The organism is Microcoleus sp. S36a_B3 (assembly GCF_036700745.1).
In the GTDB taxonomy this organism is placed as follows: Bacteria; Cyanobacteriota; Cyanobacteriia; order Cyanobacteriales; family Microcoleaceae; genus Microcoleus.
The window spans coordinates 393,254-415,918 of the sequence record NZ_JAUBPN010000001.1 but is presented as its reverse complement, the minus strand read 5'-3'; the positions used below and the strand labels follow the sequence as shown (position 1 = coordinate 415,918).

Genomic DNA, 22,665 nt, shown 5'->3' with positions numbered 1-22,665 from the left:
GATTTTAGATTGGGGAATCACTGATGACTATCATGGTTGGGAGCCGACCTACAGTTTCATGCTTTTTGGGAAGTGGTATCAAATCTAAAATCTAAAATCTCTCTTCTCACATTTAATCACTTCAAACCCAATAATAACGCAATTCCAGCGATCGCCCCAACGACCCCCAAAACTGCCCGCAGGCTGACTTTTTCGCCTGCTACCACCGCTAAAGGCAGTACAAACAGGGGACTGGTAGAACTGAGTGCTTGGGCGATCGCTGCGGGCGCATATTTCAGCGAAGTTTGTTGCAGGAAAATTCCGAGATAGGTTCCTAAAAAAGCTGCTAAAATTATTGCACCTAATATTTTGGGCGCTTTTAATTGTTTGCAATTCCCAAGGTTTGTGGGGTTTAAAAAGCATAACATGACTGCAACTCCCCCGCTCAAACGCAAGGCCGCAGTCCACAAGGGATCGATATCTGTTTGATTGAAGGCGGCGCGGGATAAAATAGCTCCGGCGGCGTGGGCTGTTTGTCCTAATAAACTAATGCCTAATCCCAGCCAAAGCTGTTTTGATGGTAAGGTAGTTTCGGCTGTTCGTTCGGCAATTACCCAAGCTACGCCGCAGATGGTTAAAAGTATGCCTGTACAAGCAATGGCCGATAGCTTTTCTTGTAAAAATATGAAGCCGAGTAAAGCTGTTAAGGGGGGAGATAGGGTTTCTAAAAGCAGCGCTCGCCTCGCACCTAAATATTTTAAGACGACAAACCAAGCAGTGTCTCCGAGGCCAATTCCTAAGGCGCCGCTGATCAGCAGCATTGCTAAAATATTGGGGTTGACGGCGGGGAAGGGTTTTCCTAAAATTATTACAGTGGCAAGGAGCATGAAAAGGGCGATCGCGCCTTTGAGGAAGTTTAGCACCACTGCGGGGATTTGCTGTCCTACTCGCTGCCAAATTGTGGAAGATAGAGCCCAGACAAATGCAGCGCCTAAAGCGGTGATTTCACCCATAAAATTTGTTGATTATTGACTGTTGATTGTTGATTGTTGACTGTTAACTGTTAACTGTTGACTGTTAACTGTTGTCATTAGTTACCAATGCCCAATGCCCCATGCCCGATGCCCTGTTTGGCCGATGCCCTGTTTGGCCGATGCCCCATGCCCCATGCCCATGCCCGATGCCCCATGCCCATGCCCCATGCCCATGCCCAATGCCCCATGCCCAATGCCCAATTCCCAATTCCCAATTCCCAATTCCCAACATAAATTAGGGCTCCAGACTTATCATCTGAAACCCTATATTTATTAAGCTTTTTTCTTAGTGGGCAGGGAGAGAATCGAACTCTCATACCGTAAGGTGTCAGATTTTGAGTCTGATGCGTCTACCAATTTCGCCACCCGCCCTTTTTATCGGTTTCACCATCATAAAGCGCCGATCGATTTTTGTCAAGCAAAGATTCATAATCTTTTGAACTTGCCCAGCGATCGATCTCTCTGGCGCGCAATACTGGTACAGGATGCGACAACTGAGCCGTTTGAGCTTGTTTGAGCATTTCTCCCAGTTCCGTGCTGCTGAGGTCGTCGTAGGCTCGCGCCTGGGCCAAAAACTCATCGACATTCAGTTTTGGAGCTAAAGTCGGCGAACCTCCTGCCAGTTTCATCAACAACGATGCTACCACTCTTGGGTCTTGGGTGGCGAGCAAGGCGGCGCGATCGCACGTAAATTCTGCACACCGCAACCATTCCAGCATTTGCGCCTGCAAACCCTGGGCGAGAACGGTTCCCAGAGGGGAAATTTGACCGGCGGCCAATACAATTAAATTAGCCAGAGTCAGGTAAACTCCGTGTTCGCACTTCAAATGCCCCAACTCGTGAGCGATTACTGCTTTAACTTCTTCGTCTGTGAGCAAATCAATCAGCGAAGTGTGCATCACCACAAACGGCTGTTTTCCCCGCATCGCAAAGGTGTAAGCATTCGGCATCGGATGCTGGCGGACATAAAGCTGCGGCACTTCCAAATCTAGAGTTTTGCAGGCATCCAACAGCAATTGATGCAGGTGGGGCAATTGATTTTCGCCGACTTGGACGCTGGAAGCCAGATTTTCGAGCCTGAAAAACTGTTCGCCCAGTTGTCCCAGCAACTGCCGCACCATCAAATCTAGTCCGGGGAGTTGTTTGAGAGAGTTGGTGGCTGCCAAGTCTAGCGGGTGGCGAAACTGGTCTGCTTTTAAACCTCGGAGCGGTATGTTTGACATTTTAGTTGTGAGTCAGTTGGCAGTTGGCAGGAAAGCAGTTGGCAGTTGGTATTTGGCAGTTGGCAGTTGGTAGTTGTCATTCATTCCTTAATGATTAGCGAAGAATTGCTAAGGAAGAACCACAAGACTGACGCAAAAAGGGTTTGACACACTACCACTGACAACTGCTTTCCTGACAACTGCCCACTACCAACTGACTGCTGACTAACTAACAGTTTAAGCTCGATCGCACGGGATTGACAGGAGCCTCAGCCTTAGTTTGGTCTTCTCCCTCCTTGAGACGCCGCATTTTCGCTCCCAATTTTTGCAGCTTCACCTCCAATTGCTCGTAGCCGCGGTCTAAATGCTGCAAGCTGCTGATTGTGGTTACGCCGTCGGCCGCAAGTCCCGCCACCACCAAAGCCGCTGAAGCCCGCAAATCTGTTGCTACTACCGGCGCTCCTGAGAGCATCGAGACTCCGCGCACTACGGCGACATTGCCTTTAACGCGAATGTCTGCGCCCATGCGGTTGAGTTCTGCTACGTGGCGCAAGCGGTTCTCAAATACTGTTTCTTTGATGATGCTGTCTCCTTCGCTCAGAGTCAGCAAAGCCATAAACTGAGCTTGCATATCTGTGGGGAAACCAGGATAAGGCAAAGTTTCGATGTCTGTGGCGGTGTGAATTTTGCCGGGAATTATTCGCAGAATGTCGGGGGATTCGGCAATAATTTTCGCCCCCATTGTCTGCAATTTGGCAATCACTGCAGTCAGGTGGTCGGGAATGACCGGCGACAAACTGATTTCTGAGTGGGTGATGGCTCCTGCGATTAAAAATGTTCCGGCTTCGATGCGATCGGGAATAATTGAATAGTCTACCGCGTGCAGTCTCGGAACTCCCGAAATGACGATCGTATTTGTACCTGCGCCTTGAATTTTGGCTCCCATCGCGCGGCAGAAATTTGCCAAATCGATGACTTCCGGCTCTTGGGCCGCATTTTCAAGGACGGTTTCTCCTTCGGCCAGAGTCGCCGCCATCATCAAAGTTTCGGTTGCGCCGACGCTGGGGTAGTCCAAATAAATTTTGGCTCCTTTGAGGCGGCGGTTGGGCCCTTTGACGTAAGCGTGCACTGTACCGTGGTCGATGTGGACTTCAGCGCCTAGGGCTTGCAGGCCGCGAACGTGGAGTTCTACAGGCCGCGCGCCGATGGCGCAACCTCCGGGTAAAGGCACTTTAGCAAATCCCAAACGGGCTAGCAGCGGCCCGATGATGAAAAAGCTCGCCCGCAGTTGGCTGACTAATTCGTAGGGGGCTTGAGCGTCTATGAGGTGGCTGGCGTTGATGTCTAGAACGTCGCCATTTTGCTCTAATTTGACTCCTACAGCCGAGAGAATTTGCCTCATGCGGGCGACGTCGGCTAGACCGGGAACGTTGCGGAGACGGCAATCGTCGGGGCACAGTATCGCTCCCGCCATCACGACTAAGGCTGAGTTTTTCGCGCCGCTGATTTTGACGTGTCCTTTCAAGGGCTGGCGACCCCAAATTTGTAATAGTTCTTGGTCGCTTTCGGGTGAAGCTGACAGGTTAGACGAGTTCTGAGCTGGTGTAATGGGTTTGCCCTCCATATGTGGTTTGTTACTTTATACATTATTAATTTTGGTTCGATTTTACCGGAAAGTTTTTAGATGTCCAGGGGGGATGTTAGAAATTTCAGGTATTTTTTTTGCTAGCATTCCCTCTGGACAAGGGTTTCAGGTGCCATCGCACAAATAATCTCGATCGATCGCAATTTAATTATTTGTATCAAAATTGACTTGAGGTGGCTTTCGGTGTGGTTACAAATGTGGCACCGTTCTCAACCAGTTTTTTGGGTAGCGCGTGACTGGGGTTGTTGACAAAAGTCTCAACAACCTGTTCGATCGACAATGCTGGAAAATTAACATATTGTCGATCGCACCAATGCCTGTGTTACTCTGTGACAACAACCTAGATAGAGCCAAAGCTAGTCCTAGCATATGGTTCACATTAAACGGATCGAATTAACTAACTTTAAATCTTTTGGCGGCACAACGTCCATTCCCGTGCTGCCCGGTTTTACCGTGGTTTCCGGGCCCAACGGTTCTGGGAAGTCCAATATCCTCGATGCTTTGCTGTTTTGTCTGGGACTTTCCACTTCTAAGGGAATGCGCGCTGAACGTTTGCCGGATTTGGTCAACAGCGGCCAAAACAAGCGCGGTACCATCGAAACTAGCGTGACTGCGACTTTTGCGCTGGAAGATGTGGGCGATGAATGGTTCACCCAAGCTGAAGATGAGGATGGGGAAGAAAATGCAGGGGATGATTTGTCTGTTGAGTCTGTTGAAGCAACAGACGTAGAAGCAATCGAAATTCCCGAAACTGAAGACAACAACGGACAATCATCCAATTTAAAATCTCAAATTCCAAATCCCAAATTGCCCGATGATTTATCTGCTGAAGAAGTCGCAGAAATTGAAATTGCGGCAACTCAAAACAACGGCCAATCATCCAATCTCAAATCTAAAATCCAAAATCTAAAATCGGATGAGTGGAGCGTGACGCGCCGACTCCGAGTAACTCGTCAAGGAACTTACACTTCAACTTATTACATTAATGGCGCACCTTGCACGCTGACTCAACTCCACGAACAACTAAACCGTTTACGAATTTATCCCGAAGGTTATAATGTTGTTTTGCAAGGAGACGTTACTAGCATTATTTCGATGAATGCTAAGGAACGCCGAGAAATTATTGACGAATTGGCGGGAGTGGCTCAGTTCGATCGCAAAATATCCTTAGCTAGGCAAAAGTTGGATGAAGTTAAGGATGTGGAAGAACGCAGCCAAATTGTGGAAAAAGAGCTGATTTCTCAGCGCGACAGGCTGGCTTCCGATCGCACAAAAGCGGAAAAATATCAAAGGTTGCGGGCGGAATTTCAAGAAAAGTCGCAGTGGGAAATTGTGCTGAGATTCCGCCAGTTGCAAAAACAAGAATGGAAACTGCGGGAACAAATCGAATCGGGCGATCGCAATATTGCTTCTCTCACCGAACAACTGGAAACAATTAGCACCCAAATTCAAGAATCAACTACCGAACTTGACGCGCTGAATGCCCGTGTTAAAGCTTTGGGTGAGTCGGAATTGTTGGCTTTGCAAGCAAGTATTGCGACTCAGGAAGCCCAGCGGCGACAATTGCAAAATCGCCAACAGGATTTGGAAGCAACCGCCGGACAAATGGCGGCTAATATAGCACAAACCGAGGAAGAAGTTAGACAATTTCGGCAAAGTTTGGAGCAAATTGAGGTTGAAATATCTTATATTCAGTCTCAAATAGGAGTTTTGGAGGAACAGCGAGACGCAGCGCGGGAAAATTTAGATCGGAATAGAGATGTTGCAAATGCGATCGCCTCTACTGCAGAAGCTTGGGTGCAGCAGCAAACGGAACTGCACCGCCAAATCGAAACAATTCAACAAACTTTGGAACCCCAGCGTACAGAACAAGCTACTATTGACGAAAGAGCCGATCGCCTGCAAAACCAAATTCAAGAACAAAACCAATCGCTGCAAGTATTGGAACAGGAAATCGCAGCGAAAAAAGTTCAGCAATCTAGCCTTGGGGAAACCCAAAAAGTTGCTGCTTTGCAAGTAGAATCGCTGAATCAGATTTTAGTTGAATCCGAACAAGAATTGCAACTGCAACAGGAAACTCAAACTCGCTTGCTGGAAGAACAACGCGAAAGACAGCGCAAGTTAGACAAGCTAGAAGTGCAGTTTCAAGCACTGCAAGAAGCGACAGGCACGTTTACTGCAAAAATTGTCGCGCAAAGCGGAATTGGCGGAGTTTGCGGCTTGGTGGCTCAACTGGGTAGGGTGGAGCCGCGCTTTCAGTTGGCGCTGGAAATTGCTGCGGGCGGCCGCATGGGTAATATGGTGGTGGAAAATGACAGTGTGGGGGCTGCGGCGATCGAATTGTTGAAGCAAAAACGGGCGGGAAGGATGACGTTTTTGCCTTTGAATAAGATTCGAGGCGGCCGGTTTTCGGTGAATGAAAATTTGCGGCGCGCGGCGGGGTTTGTGGATGCGGCGGTGAATTTGATTGATTGCGATACGCGCTATCAGGAAATTTTTGCTTATGTTTTTGGCAGTACGGTTGTGTTTAGCAATCTCACTGATGCCCGCCGCTATTTGGGACAGTACCGGATTGTTACTTTGGATGGGGAAATTCTGGAAACTAGCGGGGCGATGACTGGGGGAAGTTCTAGTAATAGGTCAACTTTGCATTTTGGCACGGTTGATGCTAGTGTGGCGGCGGATGAAGCCCGGACGATCGCCTTTTTGCAAGAACGTCTAGAGGAAATTGAGCGGATTTTGGAACGGTGCAAAATTGCGATCGATCGCGCTGCTGTTGCTGTCAAAACTCGCAGCCAAGAATTGATGGAGGCGAAACAGAATTTACGCGAAAATCAGTTGCGGTGGGAACAGTTGGATTCGGAAATTAAGAAGTTGCAAGCGCAGCAGTCACAAGTGCGATCGCAAATTGCTAAAAATACTCAGGAATTAACTGATTCGCAATCTAGGTTGCAGTTGTTGGAGAGGGAATTGCCCGTCCAAGAAACTCAATTGCAGCAGTACCGCCAAACTTTGGCGCAGTTGGAAGAGTCCAACAGTCACAGCGAATGGCAGCAAATGCAGTCGGGTTTGCGCGCTTTGGAAGCACAACTGCAAGAGCGAGAATTGGCTCTCAGAACCGCCCAGCAGCGCCAAGGAGACTTGAAAAATCAATTCGGGCGTTTGGAAGAGAAAATTAAGGAAGGCAGCGAGAAATTGCAGGAATGGCAAGTGCAGCAAAATTCGGGGGCGGATGCGATCGCTGCTATTGTTTCGCAGCAGTTGGAACTCGATCGCCAAATTGCTGAATCTAAGGCTGCTTTGGCTCAAATTGAGGAAAAGTTGGGGGTGGAGAAGGGCGATCGCGATCGGGCGGAATCTCAACTGCGAGAGCAGCATTTAGCCAAACAGCAGTTGCAGTGGCAGTTGCAAAAACTCCACGAAACCCAGCAAGAACGCCGGGAACAATTAGCCGCCGCCCGCACTCTATTGGACGCGCAGCGGGCGGAAATGCCAGATCCGGTGCCGTCTATTCCCGAAGATGTCGAGAAAGCCAATTTGACGGAATTGCAGCAGGAAGTAAAGGCGATCGCCAAACGCATTCAAGCCCTAGAACCGGTGAATATGCTAGCCTTGGAAGAGTACAACCGCACTCAAGAACGCCTCCAAGAATTGAGTCAAAAATTGACAACATTGGCCGGAGAACGCACTGAACTGCTGTTGAGAATTGAAAACTTTACCACGCTAAGGCGGCGCGCTTTTAAAGAAGCTTTTGATGCTGTTAACGAAAACTTCCAGACTATCTTTGCGGAACTTTCCGAAGGGGACGGGTATCTTCAGCTAGATGACCAGGAAGACCCCTTTAGCAGCGGTTTGAATTTGGTTGCTCACCCGAAGGGGAAACCCGTACAGCGGCTGGCTTCTATGTCTGGAGGCGAAAAATCGCTGACGGCGCTGAGTTTTATTTTTGCGCTACAACGCTACCGCCCGTCTACGTTTTACGCTTTTGATGAAGTGGATATGTTTCTGGATGGGGCAAATGTGGAGCGATTAGCTAGAATGATAAAACGACAGTCTGAACAAGCCCAGTTTATTGTTGTGAGTTTGCGGCGACCTATGATTCAATCAGCAGAGCGTACAATTGGTGTTACTCAAGCGCGGGGAGCTTATACTCAAGTCATAGGACTTAAGTTGTAGTCCCGGAGTATCTGTTGATGACCGTGTTCAGTGATATATATACTTGATAAATCAGGATTAAAGTTATAATGACATCCGAACAAATCTGCCAACGCTCCGATATTCTAGGCACTCAAGTCATCACCCGCGACAGAGGTAAGCGCTTGGGTGTAGTCAGTCAATTGTGGGTGGACATCGATCGGCGAGAGGTTGTGGCGATCGGTCTGCGTGATAATATATTTGCGGTCGCTGGAATGCCGAAGTTTATGTTCCTCAGCAATGTCAGCGAAATCGGCGACGTGCTGTTGGTGGAAGATGAGAGCGCGATCGAAGATGATGTTGATGTTGAAGTCTACAGCATTTTGATTAACAGCGAAGTTATTACCGAAACCGGCGAACTTTTGGGTAGAGTGCGCGGCTTTAGGTTCGACCCCGAAGACGGTAAGTTAGTTTCTATAATTATCGCTTCCCTAGGAATCCCCCAAATCCCCGACCAAGTTCTGAGCACTTACGAGTTAGGGATTGAAGAAATTGTCAGCAGCGGCCCGAACCGCTTGATTGTGTTTGAAGGTTCCGAAGAAAGGCTCAGGCAGCTTAGCGTAGGTTTGCTAGAGCGCGTAGGTTTGGGCCAAGCACCTTGGGAACGCGAAGAGGACGAGCAAGGCTATTATCCGAAACCCGTTGCTACGGAATATCAATTAGGGCCGGGCGTGCGGATACCTGCACCGGAAATGCGTAGCAAGGTAGCTGCGCCTGCATTGGAGGAAGTTCCTTGGGACGACGATTCGCAGTGGAACCGGCCGCCGGTGCGACAGCAGATGCGCGCAGTAGCACAACCCCAGTCGGCGATCGACGATTATGATGATTACGAAGAGGATAATTGGGGCGGCGAAGACGATTACGAGGAAGAAGAGTACGAAGAAAAGCAGTACCTTCGCCCGGAGGTTTCTCGCCCGAAGCAGCCTGTGGTTGAGTACGAGTATGAAGATGATGTGGAGGCCGATGCTTGGGCTGACGATGAAGCGCCGAAGCCTTACAATGCTCCTCGGGTGAATATCCCTGAGAAAACTAAGACTCCTGAGTACGAGGAGGAAGCGAATTATTAGAACTCACCACAGAAGTAGTAACACACCGGTTTTAACCGGTGGTTACAGATATAGCAATCCTTGCAGGATTTATACATATCTAGGGGTAGTGGATGGTGTGGGCATACCCCCATTTCTTCCTGGTAACGAGTAGCCACCATCTAATATCATGTTCGGTTGATTATCATAACAAAAAGGGTTCGTAGTGTGGACTTTAGTCCGCAGCATGAAAGCGGACTAAAGTCCGCACTACGAACCTTACTGCAGTTAATCGATCGGACATAATATAAAACATGAAAAAAGGCAGACTCAAAAATTTTACATTCCGATTAATAACCTATCTAATTTTTCCAATATTGCTCTCTGCAACCACCGCTGAAATTGTCTTGCGAGTTGCCGGATACAAACCCTGGCAAATAGAAAATGTCGATGTGGCCGTGGAACCGAAAGGTAACTTTTTCACTAAAGATTCGCAACTCGGTTACAAGCATTTACCCGGAAAATTCAAAGTCACGCTTAACGGCAACTACTCATTTAACGCCACTCATCTCAATAATAGTTTAAGAATAACACACCCGCTCAACACCTACAATCAATCGTCAAACAAGCCGGAAATATGGATATTTGGCTGTTCTTTTACCTACGGTTGGTCATTGAATGACAGCGAAACTTATGCGTGGTTGTTACAAGAAAAATTACCTAAATATGAAATAGTAAATTTTGGCGTTAACGGCTACGGCACGCTGCACTCGTTTATTCAATTTAAAGAAGCACTAAAACAAGGAAATAAACCCAAAATTGCCGTAATTGCCTATGCCGGATTTCACGATAGGCGCAATACTTTATTGAGGGCGAGAAGCAAACAAATGGTTGCTTGGAATAAACTCGGAATTCTGTTGCAGCCCGATGCTAGGCTGAATGGAGAAAATAATTTTACCTACAGCATGAAAAAACTTGAATATCGCGAGTGGCCGCTGATGCGGGTTTCGGCTTTAGTGAATTTGCTGGAGGTTAATTACAATCAATTTGAGGAACAATTGTACAAAAGTCACGATGTTTCTAAGGCAATTATTGAAGAATTTAACCGAGTGGCTGAGGCTAATAATATTAAGTTAGTTGTAGCGGGAATTAATGCGGGTTCTGCTAAGATGTTGGATGAGTTAAGTCAGGATGGAATTGCGACAGTAGATATTTCGGTTGATTTGAAAGTACCGGTAAATAATAATTTACCCCATGATATTCATCCGAGTGCGACGGCGAACCGGCAATATGCGGAAAAGTTGAATAATTTTTTGCAAGAGTTAATGAACCGCGAAGGCGCGAAGGGCGCTAAGGAAGAATGAGGAAGTTTTGGAGTTAATTAGGTTTTTTAGAGTGATGGGATTATTTGATTTAAAATTGCGTCGCAAGTTTCTGATTGATGGACTTTTTCTGTTTTTAGTTGTTCTCGTAACAGTTGGAGTAACGTCAATTTATGTATCTAGCGAACGTACTTTTTATTGGTGGGATTACGCGGGATACAACACGGCTACAGTCAATACGGCTAATTTATTTCGAGACTCGCCACAGAAAGCATGGGCTGGAGTTATAGAATCGCTAGCTAAGGAAAAGAATCTATTAATTTCTCTGCCGTTAGTGCCGTTTATTCTGTTATTTGGTGACTCTCGATTGAGTTACATTCTCAGCATTTCGCTGATTTATGTGCTGCCTTTTCGCTTGTTGTTGGGGGCAATTTCTGCAAGGCTGATTCCAGTTTATCCGCAGCGGGTTTTTTGGTCAACTGTGCTGCTAAGTTTATTAATTCCGATGAGTTGGATTCCGACTTTGCGGGGATATTTGGATACGGGAGGATGCGTATTTGTAGGGTTGGCGATTTGGGTTTATTTGCAGGATGTTAAGCTGAAATCTTGGTGGAAAATTCCGTTAATTGGGGTTTGTCTGGCGGTGGCGATTCTGTTGCGGAGACATTTTGCTTATAGTGCGATCGCCTTTTTGGGTGCGGCTAGTTTACAGGCTTTGATAGAGTTTATCGTACAAATATACCGTAGAGATTCGGCATTGCCATCTCCCTACCGAGATTTGGTTGAATCTGGGATCAAATTGGGTTTGATAGCTGGGACTACTTTTAGTGTTTTAATGTTGGTAGCGGGAGATTTTACTCGCAGTGCTCTGACAGTTAACTATCGCAATTTATATGTGGCTTGGAGTTTGCCGGTTGATGATATTTTAATTCGTTATGCGTCTTTTTACGGTTTGGGAACTTGGCTGTTGGTACTGATTGGTTTTTCGGCGGGGATTGTGACGCGGATTCTGGTTCCTAGGGCGACTATTTTTGTTTGTTTGTTTGGGGTTTTGTCGCTGGTTGAATGGCTTTTGGTGTTGCGTTACGGCTACTTACACTATACAATTCACGTCACACCGATCGCACTTTTGGGATTGTCGGCATTTTTCTGGACAACTTGGCTGACACTCAAGGGAAAAGTCCGCTATTTGATGCTGGGCGCGGCGGGTTTTTACTTAATTGTGAATGCAGCCGTGGGGTTGATTCCTGTCAATGTTGATTTGTCAAGACTGTTTGTGAGTAATTTTGGGCCGTTAGTGCGATCGGACTACGGCGAAGTTGTAAAATTAGTAGAGTTTCTGCAAAAATTAGCACCGGATGAAGAACCAATTTATATTGCAGGTGCTTCTAACAGTTTTAATGCTAATATACTCAGACAAGCTAATCGCCAATTAAACCCGCCGGAGGGTTGGTGGAAGTTAAACACCATCGGGAGGCCGCAAATTGACTCCCGCGATAGTTACCCGCTACCGGAGTTGTTACAGGCGCAATATGTGGCGGTTGCTACACCTTTTCAGCAGGTGTTACCGGGTGACGAACAAGTTTTGCGATCGCACGAGCAAGATGTTGTTAAAGTTATCTATGATGTCTTTACTCAAAACTGGGAAATTTCCCGCGATTTCCAGTTGTTACCACAACAGTTTAAGTTAGAAAACGGCGTGACTGTAAGCATTTATCGGAGAATTCGTCCCACGGATACAGGCACAGCAGTTCGCACTTTATACGCGATGCAGCAACAAATAGTCGATCGACCGGGCGGGCAGTTAGATTGGATTAGTTTGCGTCAGTCAATTTACACAAGTGCCAATTATTCAGTCAGTCGAGAATCGGATAACCTATATAAAATTGTAACTCCTCCCATTAAAAATAGCACGAAACTCGATACATCTTTTCTGTATTTAGGTGCTATTTCTGACAGGGCGCAAGTTAGCGGCAAACTCGCTTTACTTAACCAGCAATGTCCGGGAGTTGCCCTGCGCTTGACTTTGTGGAACAAACAAGGTAAGTTGATAGACTCTGCGAAGATGGAGTATGGTGGCAAAAGTGCGATCGATTTAAATCTATCTGTTGGCGGTAAAAATCCAATTTATTTGCTGCTTGAAGTATTGAGTAGCGACAAACAGGAATTAACAAACCAATGCCCGCTAGAAATTAACAATTTATCTGTAGGCAGCAAGCCTAAATAATATCATCTTCCTTCGATTGAAATACAATTCCTGCTTAATTCGTCAACAGAGCACCCAACTCCGAACGGTCGAACCTAATATCTGCTAAAAAAAATCAACTATTAATGCAGAATAATCAAAAATCCCACAGGTATTTTAATCTATCTCTCTATACTTTTGTCATCATCGGTTCCCTGATGGCAACTGGCTACATTTTTCCCATTGGCGGCAATTTTCCCGAAGTGCCACCAATTGAATTTATGCTAAATCCTGAACTGTACAAAAACGATTATTACGTTCAGGAAATGGTTAAGTTTAATCCCAGATACTACTATTATTATATCATCTATTTACTAGCCAACTTCGGAACAAGCATTCCCCTAGCGCATTTTATTTATCAATTCCTAGCCTTCGGTTCATTTGTCCTAGCCTGCTACGCAATTATCAAGATTTATACTAATTCCAAACTGCCCGCAGCAGCGATGGCTTTTTTATGTATAGCTGCTTCATTTACAGATGTTGGCAACACCGTGATATTTTCCACCAAATCAGTACCGAGTACCTTCGCGATGGCCTTCGCAATTTGGGGAATTTACTTTAGTTTGCGTCAAAAATGGTTAACAGGATATTTCTTTTTTGGACTAGCTTGTTTGCTGCAATTCTTAGTGGGTTTGCTACCGGGATTGATGATGGTTCCGGTTTTAATGATTGAATCCGTAAGGCGGCGCAAGATTAAAACGTTGATTTTGTCGATCGCACTTTTAGCCACAATGGCAAGTATAGTATACGTACCCATGTTATTAACTGGTACTACGAGCACTCACACTATCGACAACGCCGAGTTTGTCTTCATTCACGCCAAAGTCCGCAATCCCCACCACATCCTCCCGTCAAGTTGGGCTGTCGGGAATTGGTTCAACTTTATCTGTTTTATTCTTGGCGGCTTGCTTTGCATCAAAAAAACAAATTTACTGCCAAAAGAAGACAAAATAAATTTTTACGTAATTCTCGGAACCTCAATTTTTGCACTGTTCCTAAATTACATATTTGTCGAAGTTTACCCCCAGGCTTTTATTGCCAAACTACAACTAGCTAGAACTGTACCTTTTGCTCAAATAATTATATTTATTGCGGTTGCTTTGACGCTAGATGAAGTTGACTCGCAAAAACAAGCACCTGTTAGCTTGCTAATACTCTCTGTAATGACTTTGCCTTTTCGAGGTATCATTTTCTTAGGATTAGCAGTTTGCCAAAATAAAAACTACATACTTCCCCAAAAATACAATATATTCTTGTGGATTTTGGCAGTAGGAACGTTTGTTTTTAGCTTAACATATCCGCTGACTAATTCATGGGAAATAATAGGCGATCGAATAATCACCCTCCCAGTCTTTTTCTCAATCCTCGCTTTTCCATTCATCCTCCAAAAAACATCATTTGCTACATCTATAAAACAGACTGTAACTCATATTTTAGCTTTGCTAGCCACGGCAATTTTAGTTCTGGGAGTAGCCGGAATTCTACCAAAACCCATATTAAATGTATTTCAAACAAGAATTAATATCAATGCCGTTCCCCAAGACGATTTAAGCCGATTAGCTGTGCGATTTTCCCAAATTAGCAGCCCAGACGCACTCGTATTAATTCCACCATCAGTTACCAGTTTCCAATTTTTATCCCAAAGAGCGATTGTCGTCAACTTCAAGAACTTTCCTTTTACCGACAAAGGCATCAAACAGTGGAAAAATCGCATGGAAGCTATTTTAGGAGTTCCCTTAAACCCGCAAATGATTTGGGGAGGAAATGACTTATTCATCCGCCGCAGCAGTGCGGATTTAGTCAAAGTAGCCATAAACTATCATGCCGATTATATCCTGACTCGCAGCGATTGGCATCCAAATCTTGACGGAAAAATAGTAGATAGACAAGGTAAATGGATACTGTTTAAAATCAGGTAATACTATTGCTTAAAATTTGAAATTAGTAACATACCCCCTTGATGATTCGGCGGTTGAAACCGCTTCTACACAAACGATGTCGGCCTGCACCGACTGGTTCATAAAGGTGCTCCCAAACCCGGATTTACTATGAGATATTTCTCTAGTCTGCCTCGGTCGATTTTGTTTAAATTTTTTGCAGTTTCAACTGTTTAAAATTAGATAATACTATTCCTTAAAATTTCAACTGAGCAAACAGCAGCGCCTTTTCCCTACAGATATAAGATATTTCTTTAGTCGGCCTGCGCCGACTTTGTTTGTGTAGATGCGGTTTCAACCGCCGAATCTTATTTGCTTTGTTTAACTGGGCGGTTTCAACCGCCAAATCTTATTTGCGGTTAAACATCAAAACCCGAATCATCAATAATTTCACAAATCTGCTTATCCACATAATCAGCAGCCACATTCCGCGCAATCAACTCAGCTAAAATCCCTAAAGAAATCAACTGCACCGACAGAATTGTACACAAAATCCCAAAAAATAACAAAGGTCGATTCCCGATCGGCCCAAAACCCATCCCCGCCAAATTCAGAAACCAAATAACAATCAAATAACCAAGCGAAATACTTCCCACTAAGCCAAAAGACAATCCCAATCCCCCAAACAAATGACCCGGTTTGTGCAAATAGTGCGTTGTGGCTAACACCGTCAACAAATCAATAAAACCACGCGCATAACGTTCCCAACCATAATTAGATTTTCCATGTTTTCGCGGATGGTGTTCGACGACTACTTCACCAATTTTAAAACCCAAATTGTTGGCTAAAGCGGGAATGTAGCGGTGCAATTCCCCGTACAATTTAATCGACTGCAAAACTTCCCGGCGATAAGCTTTAAAACCGCAATTCATGTCGTGCATTTTTACCCCAGTCATCAAACACGCCACGGCATTAAACAGCTTGGAAGGTAAGGTTTTAGAAAGCGGGTCGTTCCGCTGTTTGCGCCAACCGGAAACTAAATCGAATCCCAATTCTAAACCATCTAAAAATTTGGGAATCTCGGCTGGGTCGTCCTGCAAATCGGCATCGAGAGTAAAGATAATTCTCCCTGCTGCATTGCGAAACCCTGCTGAAAGTGCAGCGGATTTACCAAAGTTGCGGCGCATTTTTATGGCCTTAATGAATTTAGGATATTGGCTGGCTAAATCTGCAATTTCTCGCCAAGAAGCATCGCGACTGCCGTCGTCTATGAAAATGACTTCGTAACTGTCAATCTCTGCTTGGGACATGACAATTTTTATTTTTTCAAACAGCAATTTGAGGGTGGCTTCTTCGTTGTGAACGGGGATTACGAAACTGAGGTCTTTTGGCATAAAGCTATTCTATTTCATTTGTGTTGTAAATGAGATTTTTTTATTAACCGCAGAGGGCGCAGAGAAGGAGAAAGAGAGGTGTTTTAGTTTTTATCGAGAACTTGGGAGTTTCGCAAAGCTACCCAGCCTTGACGGTTTTTAAAGGAGGCATAGGCTGTCAATAATGTATCTGTTGGCGATGTTTGAACGTATCCTCTCCAAGCTGCAAATTGATAGGCTGTGCCAAACAATTTCACTAAGTCGGGACGCGGAAATCCTGACATTGCGAAACCTCGAACGACATTTTCTTGGTTGAGAATTGCAATACATTTTACATTATTTTCGGGGTCTCCCACCCAGCCAATTACTCTGGCGGCGGCTGGTGCGAGGGTAGTTAGTGTATCAAAATATCCGGGTACTCCGTCTTGGGGTGCTGAAAGTAAATTGGAATCGATTTGTGTGTCTAATACTGCACAGAAATTATGTTTTTTGATGTTGCGATTGAATGGTACTAAGTTGTTAGTTTTTAAAGCATCGATTAATCCGACAAATGCCGCCGGTTTGTTGCCTACTTTGTCTTTAATTAATGTTATGTCGGTGATGCCTAATTGCAATGAAAGTGATACTAATGGTTGATAGGTTGCTCTGCGGGCGATCGCCATTGCAGTTTCGCCTCCCACCCCGTACATTAAAATAACGGCGACTGTCACGACTGCAAACAGCGGTGTCAGCCATCGTCCTTGAATTCTCGGTGTGGGCTGCAACTCCCGCACAGCAAGCACTGTGAGAACAATTGTGCTCATCCAAAACAAGGCTGGGAGTGTGGCGTAGCGGGAAGCGGTGGCCTGTTCGATGCCAAATCCCGATCGGCTAACAGCGGCCATTAACGCCGTTTGTAGCGCGTACAATTGAATTGACAGCCAAGGCAGCCAATTTAGGCGCTCTACTTTTTTTACAAATAGCCAATAACTGATAAAACCCGTTACAGCAATCAAACCAATTATACCAAAAATTGATGCGATAATCACATCTTCGCTAAAAATTCCACCGAGATAAATCGGAATATATTCGAGAGCTTTGAGCGGGTTAACTTTAGTTAAAGAAGGGTGATTTGCAGGAGTTTTATAAGTTAAAAAATAAAGACCAACCACTGCAATCGAAGCACCGAAATACCAATAAGTTATTCGCCGAGGAAACCGCAGCACAACCGCAGCAGCACACAATATCGGCCACAAACCCAAAGGAGTGCTGTAACTAACACAGCCTAAAATTCCAAACACAATACTACCAATTACCCAGTTATTTGATTTCCATCCCTTGTTTCCAGGCTCTGCCTGGGAATGAATATTCAGGGGTTGCGCCTCTTTTTTTTCTAACAAAAACTTCGCATAAAATTGCAAACAAAATATAGAACAAATTACAAATAAATTAGCAATTATCCAGTGAACACCGCTGAATCCCCGCATCCAATTGTGAGCCGCCGCCGATGTAAAACTAAAAATAGAAATGCTAAGGACAATTAATATAAACAGCAGAGGATCGCGCCTCAAATTTAATGGCAGCAAAGCAATTAATACGTGGCACTGAATCAAAGCTAAAAACCAGGCAACTAAGCACAAACCAATATTTGAGCCTTTGGTGACAGCGATATTCAAGGCATAGATAATTGCCGGAATGAAGACAAAATGCTCGTTTGCCCGAAATATCCAATTAAAAGGATTTGTCGAAAAACCATCTACTGAATAAAAATTCCATGTCATCCACCAATAATCAAAATTAGACAAGTCTCCCGCTTGCGATATCAGGTACAAAATATAGGAGGCTGGTATCAAAATCGCGATAACTGATGCCGCAATTAAAATAGATTTTTGTTTTAATTTCATGGATTTGGGGAAGATGTTTAATTGATGGGCAGGTTTTGCTCAATAAAGTTCAGTTAAGCCAGAGCCCCTAGATGTTGTACAGCTTGCAACAGATAATTTTTGAACAAAACCCGCCCTCACGTTTTGAGGTTGACTTCAGTTTTTTATTTGACTTCTTTTGCGAGCATTTGTCTGAGTCCTTGCCGCCAGTGGGGAGGATGCGCGCCCAGAAGTGCTGATATTTTCACCGTAGAAAGAACCGAAAAAGCGGGACGTTTTGCTGGTGTCGGATATTCGGCGGTAGTGATGGGAATTACGCGCTTAATTTTGAGGGGAAAGCCCAGTTTTTCTGCTTCTTCAAAAATGGCGATCGCAAAATCGTACCAACTACAAACACCACTGTTAGTATAGTGGTAAGTTCCAAAAGTTTCTGGCCCTAGATTCGGGATAATTTGGGCAGTCGCCGCAGCCAAATCGCCTGTCCAAGTTGGACTGCCGATCTGATCTGCTACTACTCGAATCTCTTCTCTTTCCTTTCCCAACCTCAGCATAGTTTTGACAAAATTACCTTTGCCGCCGTTGCCGTAAACCCACGCGGTTCTAATAATAATATGTCGGTTTCCCGCTTGCCGAATTGCTTCCTCGCCGGCTAATTTTGACTTTCCGTAAGTTCCCAGCGGGTTAGTAGAATCTGTTTCGAGATAAGCAGAACCGCTGCTGCCATCAAAGACGTAATCGGTGGAAAAGTGAATCAAAGTTGCTCCCAGTTTTTCGCATTCTTCTGCGAAAATTCCCGGTGCAATGCCGTTGACTGTTTGTGCTAATTCTGGTTCGCTTTCGGCTTTGTCTACCGCAGTATAAGCGCCGGAATTGAGCACTAAATTTGGTTGAATTTCTGCCATTGCTTGGCGGATGGTTTCGGGTTGGGACAAATCGACGCGAGTGCGATCGACCGCAATAACCTCTCCTGAAGATAATAAAATCGACTGCAATTCTTGAGCTAGCTGTCCGCTGCCGCCTGCGAGTAAAATTTTCACGATTAAAACACTTGAGCTTTTTTCAACGTTTGTCCGGCTTTGTCTTTAGCTGATAAGATTGGTTGGGCACCATCTAGCGGCCAGTCGATCGCCAAATCCGGGTCATTCCATACAATACACCGTTCGTGTCCGGGTGCATAGTAATCTGTAGTTTTGTACAAAACTTCAGCAATGTCTGATACTACTAAAAAACCGTGAGCAAAACCTGCGGGTACCCAAAGTTGCCGTTTATTTTCTGCACTCAACAAACAGCCTACGGACTTCCCAAAAGTTGGCGAACTTTTTCTAATATCCACCGCTACGTCAAATATTTCGCCCGCAATTACCCGCAGCAATTTACCTTGAGGCTGCTGCATTTGGTAGTGCAAACCGCGCAGGACATTTTTAGAAGACTTGGAATGATTGTCTTGAACAAATTCTGTCGTTACGCCTGTTTTTTCTACGAAAGCTTGGTGATTGAAACTCTCGAAAAAGAAACCGCGATCGTCTCCAAAAATTTTCGGCTCAATTATCAAAACTTCAGGTATTTCGGTAGATATAACGTTCATAGTTGCCTGTCTCGCGTGATAAACTCATACTTAGTCTATGGTATCTTACTATGAAAACTGACACATATCTCAAAAAGTTGTACGCTAACCGATTTGATTCCCGCCAAATGCAAGCCAAGGTGGCACTCTGGAAAGTTCTCATTGATGAGTTTTTACAAGATTATGTTCCTCCAGAGTCAGCCGTTTTAGATATTGGCGGAGGCTACTGCGAGTTTATCAATCAAATTTTGGCTGACAAAAAATGCTTGATCGATCTCAATCCCGATTCAAAGTTATTTGCAAATTCCGATGTAAAAATACTGAATATCGATATTTTAAGCTGTGGAGACAAATCCGTTTTTTCCGAACAATTTGACCGGATATTTATCTCTAATTTTTTTGAACATCTCCGCAACAAAGAGGAACTTGTAGAAATTATCTCGTTTTGCTTTTATGCGCTGAAGCCTAGCGGCTCACTTTTGGTGATTCAGCCTAATTTTAAATACTCTTACAAGGAATACTACGATTTTATAGACCATCAATTACCGATTACGCACTTATCGTTGCAAGAACTTTTACAAACTGTCGGGTTTGATGTTGAGGTGATGATACCGAGATTTTTACCGTTTTCGACGAAAGGGCGCCCGGCTTCGCCGCTGCTGTTAAAAATTTACTTAAAATTGCCTTTTTTGTGGCGGTTTTTGGGAGGTCAAATGTTTGTCAAAGCATCGAAGCATAGTTATAATTTATATTGATCAGAGTCGGCGCTTGAAACCGCGTCTATACACACGAAGTCAGCCCGATCGGACTGAAGAAAGTACGATTCTCTGCGAGGGCTTCGCTAAGGCAATTCTCGACTCACTACCCAATTCAATTTTCTCTAAAATCTGTTAAAAACCAGATTTTTTTGACCTTGATCTGTAACTCCATAATCAATTCAAAAATCAATGAATTATCCCAAGCTGATACCGCTAATATTCACAGCACTCATCCCGATTTATAGTGCAAATGCCCCCTCCAGTGCCCAAAGTATCGCAACGCAAAAACAAAACATCGCCCAATCCGAAACCAAAGGCAATATACCGCGTCAAGCAACCGTACCTGCATACTGTGCGCCTGATGAATACAAACAATTTTTTGAGAATTTCGTGAGGGGAAAAGACTATCAAGGGACGGATATGCGATCGACTTACACAGCAAATCGCATTGAAGTGCGGAATTATGAAAATCCCAGCCAACTGCTGGAAATGATGCGCCGCCAAGACGATGAATTTAGTATTAGCTTACGGGATTATCGTTGGGTTATCCTTGTCCCTTCTAGTGTCGATAATAGTCCTTATACGAGGCTAAAAATTGATTTGAGGCGCGTCTCTAAAGACAGGTTTCGAGTGGATTATATCAAGGCTCAATATAAGTACACTGGAAATATAACTGGTACGGAGTCAGAAGATTTAGTCAAAACCTATGGACAACCGGGGGCTTATGTTTTTCAGCATCGTAATGGCTGCTGGAATTTGACGCAAAAATTGCGATCGACCAGGCGATAGAAAATTTCGTTTCTATCTGATATCTTCCACAATAGTCATAAACCGGGAATAGAAGCAAAAATTCAACGCCAAAACGTATATTTTTCGTTCATAAACCCGGTTTATTTAAGCTTATTGAGAATGGTGCAACATCTTAATTTGAATCGCACTTGCCGAAAACGAAAATATGGATTTTCTACAAAGTGCGATCGCACACCGCCCAGTCAGGCTTTTAGCGTAGCTTGATCGGCATCTGTAAAACCCCCTAACGCGGGCAATATTCATGCCCTCATAAGGTATGTCAATCAAAGTTTTTAAGCACTCACCGACACAAAAACCGTTGAAAAGGTAGAAAACTTGAGAAAGACTTGTGAATGGCTGGAGGACGCAGGATATCAAACTCAGTCGTCTCCTGAATCTGAATCATGTGATTGTTTACCAATAAAATTTTCAATAAAAAAAGCCAATATAATTCTCGATAAAAATCAAATAATAGTTGATATTAACCTGCGGATAATAGCCTCTTCACCTTCAGAAATTCCCATCATCGAAAACCTCGACCTCAACGGCAATAATTAATACTGCCGAAAATGGCGTTATACCCGAAGGGATGAAACAGGACAGGGTACTGCCGTTTCCTGAGCGCAGAATAAATGGTTTTATTACCAAATTCCACAAAACATCTGCGGTGCAAAAAATCCCTACAAAATCGAACTCAAAACCGCCTCATTAGCAGCAATCCAATCATAAATATCCTGCAAAGCCGCCTCCGGGCCAATAACAGGCTTCCATCCTGTTTTTTCTATCACCCTAGAAGAATCGGTAATAAAAATCGGAATATCCCCCGCGCGTTCCTCCAAAACCGGATGAATCGGAATCGATTTCCCCGTAATTTTTCGGCACAAATCAGTTGTCTCAACCAAAGAAAGACTGTTGCTCAAACCGCCGCCTACATTAAACACTTCGCCGTCAAATTTAGCAAAATTTTCTAACTGATAATTAACTAATCTCAACAAATCTTCAACGTGCAGCAAATCTCTAACTTGCTTCCCGCTGCCGCCAAAACCGATATAATTCAGCGGCTTTTCAAAATAGTGAGCGGCTACCCACAAACCGCAAACTCCCTGATCGACTTTACCCATTTGCCAAGCACCAGTAATTAACCCGCAACGGTTAATAATTGCCTGCAGGTTGTATGCTTCTCTGTATTCCTCAATCAGCAATTCCGAAGCTAATTTAGTTGCTCCGTAAAGCGAACGGTGTCCTTTTAATGGGAAGTCTTCTGATATGCCCAACTCGGATATACCGGGTAATGCTTGCTCAGGGGCGATCGCAAATCTCTCATCCAACTCCAACAGCTTAACAGATTTCACGCTGGCGATCGGATAAACCCGACTCGTAGACAAAAACAACAAACTCGCACCAGTCTGTCTCGCCAACTCCAAAACATTCACAGTACCCAGTAAATTCGTCTGCAAAACGTACTGAGGCGAACTAAAACCAGCCAGCACAGAAGGCTCCGCAGCACAATCGATAATGCAATCAGGGTTGAGTGCAACTGGCTCTAAATCAGCCGCCGTGCGAATATCCCCGTAAACAAACTGAATTCCGCAACTTTTCAGCCTCGGAATATTCAATTCTGAGCCCCGGCGACGCAGGTTATCCAAACAAATTATTTGCCATTCCGGGTGCAGTTTCTTCAGGCCAATTGCCAAACAACTGCCGATAAAACCCGCACCACCAACAATTAAAATTCTTTCAGGCATTGACTCAACTTTCTTAGAGGATTAATTACTGCTGTTAAATTATTGAAAAAT

Annotated in this window: 15 protein-coding genes and 1 tRNA gene; 7 read left to right on the top strand and 9 right to left on the bottom strand. The window is 44.7% G+C overall.

The window, feature by feature from the left end:
* Positions 1–116: 116 nt before the first annotated feature.
* The 4 genes from QUA01_RS01815 to murA all read right to left on the bottom strand — a co-directional run bounded on the left by QUA01_RS01815 (position 117) and on the right by murA (position 3,839).
* Positions 117–992 carry a DMT family transporter gene (locus QUA01_RS01815; RefSeq protein WP_333089641.1) on the bottom strand — a complete coding sequence of 292 codons (876 nt, stop codon included), beginning with the start codon at positions 990–992 and terminating at the stop codon, positions 117–119.
* Between the two features lie 311 nt (positions 993–1,303).
* A tRNA-Leu gene (locus QUA01_RS01810) sits at positions 1,304–1,385 on the bottom strand.
* The gene (locus tag QUA01_RS01805; RefSeq protein ID WP_333089643.1) at positions 1,364–2,236 is read right to left on the bottom strand and encodes a M48 family metallopeptidase; all 873 of its coding nucleotides are present in this window, start codon (positions 2,234–2,236) and stop codon (positions 1,364–1,366) included. Before QUA01_RS01805 ends, QUA01_RS01810 begins: the two co-directional genes overlap by 22 nt.
* 208 nt (positions 2,237–2,444) lie before the next feature.
* A complete protein-coding gene (gene murA / locus QUA01_RS01800; protein ID WP_194009068.1) occupies positions 2,445–3,839 on the bottom strand; it encodes a UDP-N-acetylglucosamine 1-carboxyvinyltransferase in 1,395 nt (464 codons plus the stop codon).
* Between the two features lie 390 nt (positions 3,840–4,229).
* On the opposite strand from murA, the gene smc reads away from it, so the two are divergent.
* The 5 genes from smc (at position 4,230) to QUA01_RS01775 (ending at position 14,565) form a co-directional block, all read left to right on the top strand.
* Entirely contained in the window at positions 4,230–8,036 is a 3,807-nt protein-coding gene (smc, locus tag QUA01_RS01795; protein ID WP_333089648.1) for a chromosome segregation protein SMC, read from the top strand.
* Between the two features lie 68 nt (positions 8,037–8,104).
* Positions 8,105–9,121: a PRC-barrel domain-containing protein gene (locus QUA01_RS01790; RefSeq protein ID WP_333089650.1), complete on the top strand. Its 1,017-nt coding sequence runs from the start codon at positions 8,105–8,107 to the stop codon at positions 9,119–9,121.
* 272 nt (positions 9,122–9,393) lie between these two features.
* Positions 9,394–10,443 carry an SGNH/GDSL hydrolase family protein gene (locus QUA01_RS01785; RefSeq protein WP_333089653.1) on the top strand — a complete coding sequence of 350 codons (1,050 nt, stop codon included), beginning with the start codon at positions 9,394–9,396 and terminating at the stop codon, positions 10,441–10,443.
* 34 nt (positions 10,444–10,477) lie between these two features.
* The gene (locus tag QUA01_RS01780) at positions 10,478–12,628 is read left to right on the top strand and encodes a hypothetical protein (protein WP_333089826.1); all 2,151 of its coding nucleotides are present in this window, start codon (positions 10,478–10,480) and stop codon (positions 12,626–12,628) included.
* A 104-nt stretch (positions 12,629–12,732) separates the two neighbouring features.
* Entirely contained in the window at positions 12,733–14,565 is a 1,833-nt protein-coding gene (locus QUA01_RS01775) for a DUF6798 domain-containing protein (RefSeq protein ID WP_333089655.1), read from the top strand.
* A 377-nt stretch (positions 14,566–14,942) separates the two neighbouring features.
* Here the strand turns inward: QUA01_RS01775 and QUA01_RS01770 are convergent, their stop codons facing one another.
* The 4 genes from QUA01_RS01770 to rfbC form a co-directional block, all read right to left on the bottom strand.
* Positions 14,943–15,917 (bottom strand): glycosyltransferase family 2 protein, encoded by a 975-nt coding sequence (locus QUA01_RS01770; RefSeq protein WP_333089657.1) that lies wholly within the window; start codon positions 15,915–15,917, stop codon positions 14,943–14,945.
* Positions 15,918–16,000: 83 nt separating this feature from the next.
* Positions 16,001–17,779: a hypothetical protein gene (locus tag QUA01_RS01765; protein WP_333089659.1), complete on the bottom strand. Its 1,779-nt coding sequence runs from the start codon at positions 17,777–17,779 to the stop codon at positions 16,001–16,003.
* 143 nt (positions 17,780–17,922) lie between these two features.
* Positions 17,923–18,795: a dTDP-4-dehydrorhamnose reductase gene (gene rfbD, locus QUA01_RS01760; protein WP_333089661.1), complete on the bottom strand. Its 873-nt coding sequence runs from the start codon at positions 18,793–18,795 to the stop codon at positions 17,923–17,925.
* A gap of 2 nt (positions 18,796–18,797) precedes the next feature.
* Entirely contained in the window at positions 18,798–19,343 is a 546-nt protein-coding gene (rfbC, locus tag QUA01_RS01755) for a dTDP-4-dehydrorhamnose 3,5-epimerase (protein WP_194009709.1), read from the bottom strand.
* Between the two features lie 50 nt (positions 19,344–19,393).
* Here rfbC and QUA01_RS01750 point away from each other — a divergent pair, with 50 nt between their 5' ends.
* Together QUA01_RS01750 and QUA01_RS01745 are read left to right on the top strand one after the other, a co-directional pair.
* Complete coding sequence (locus QUA01_RS01750; RefSeq protein WP_333089663.1) at positions 19,394–20,077, top strand: class I SAM-dependent methyltransferase; 684 nt, start codon at positions 19,394–19,396, stop codon at positions 20,075–20,077.
* A 192-nt stretch (positions 20,078–20,269) separates the two neighbouring features.
* Positions 20,270–20,869, top strand: coding sequence for a hypothetical protein (locus QUA01_RS01745; protein WP_333089664.1), 600 nt, complete (start codon positions 20,270–20,272; stop codon positions 20,867–20,869).
* 680 nt (positions 20,870–21,549) lie between these two features.
* Here the strand turns inward: QUA01_RS01745 and QUA01_RS01740 are convergent.
* Entirely contained in the window at positions 21,550–22,614 is a 1,065-nt protein-coding gene (locus tag QUA01_RS01740; RefSeq protein ID WP_333089665.1) for an NAD-dependent epimerase/dehydratase family protein, read from the bottom strand.
* Between the last annotated feature and the right edge of the window lie 51 nt (positions 22,615–22,665).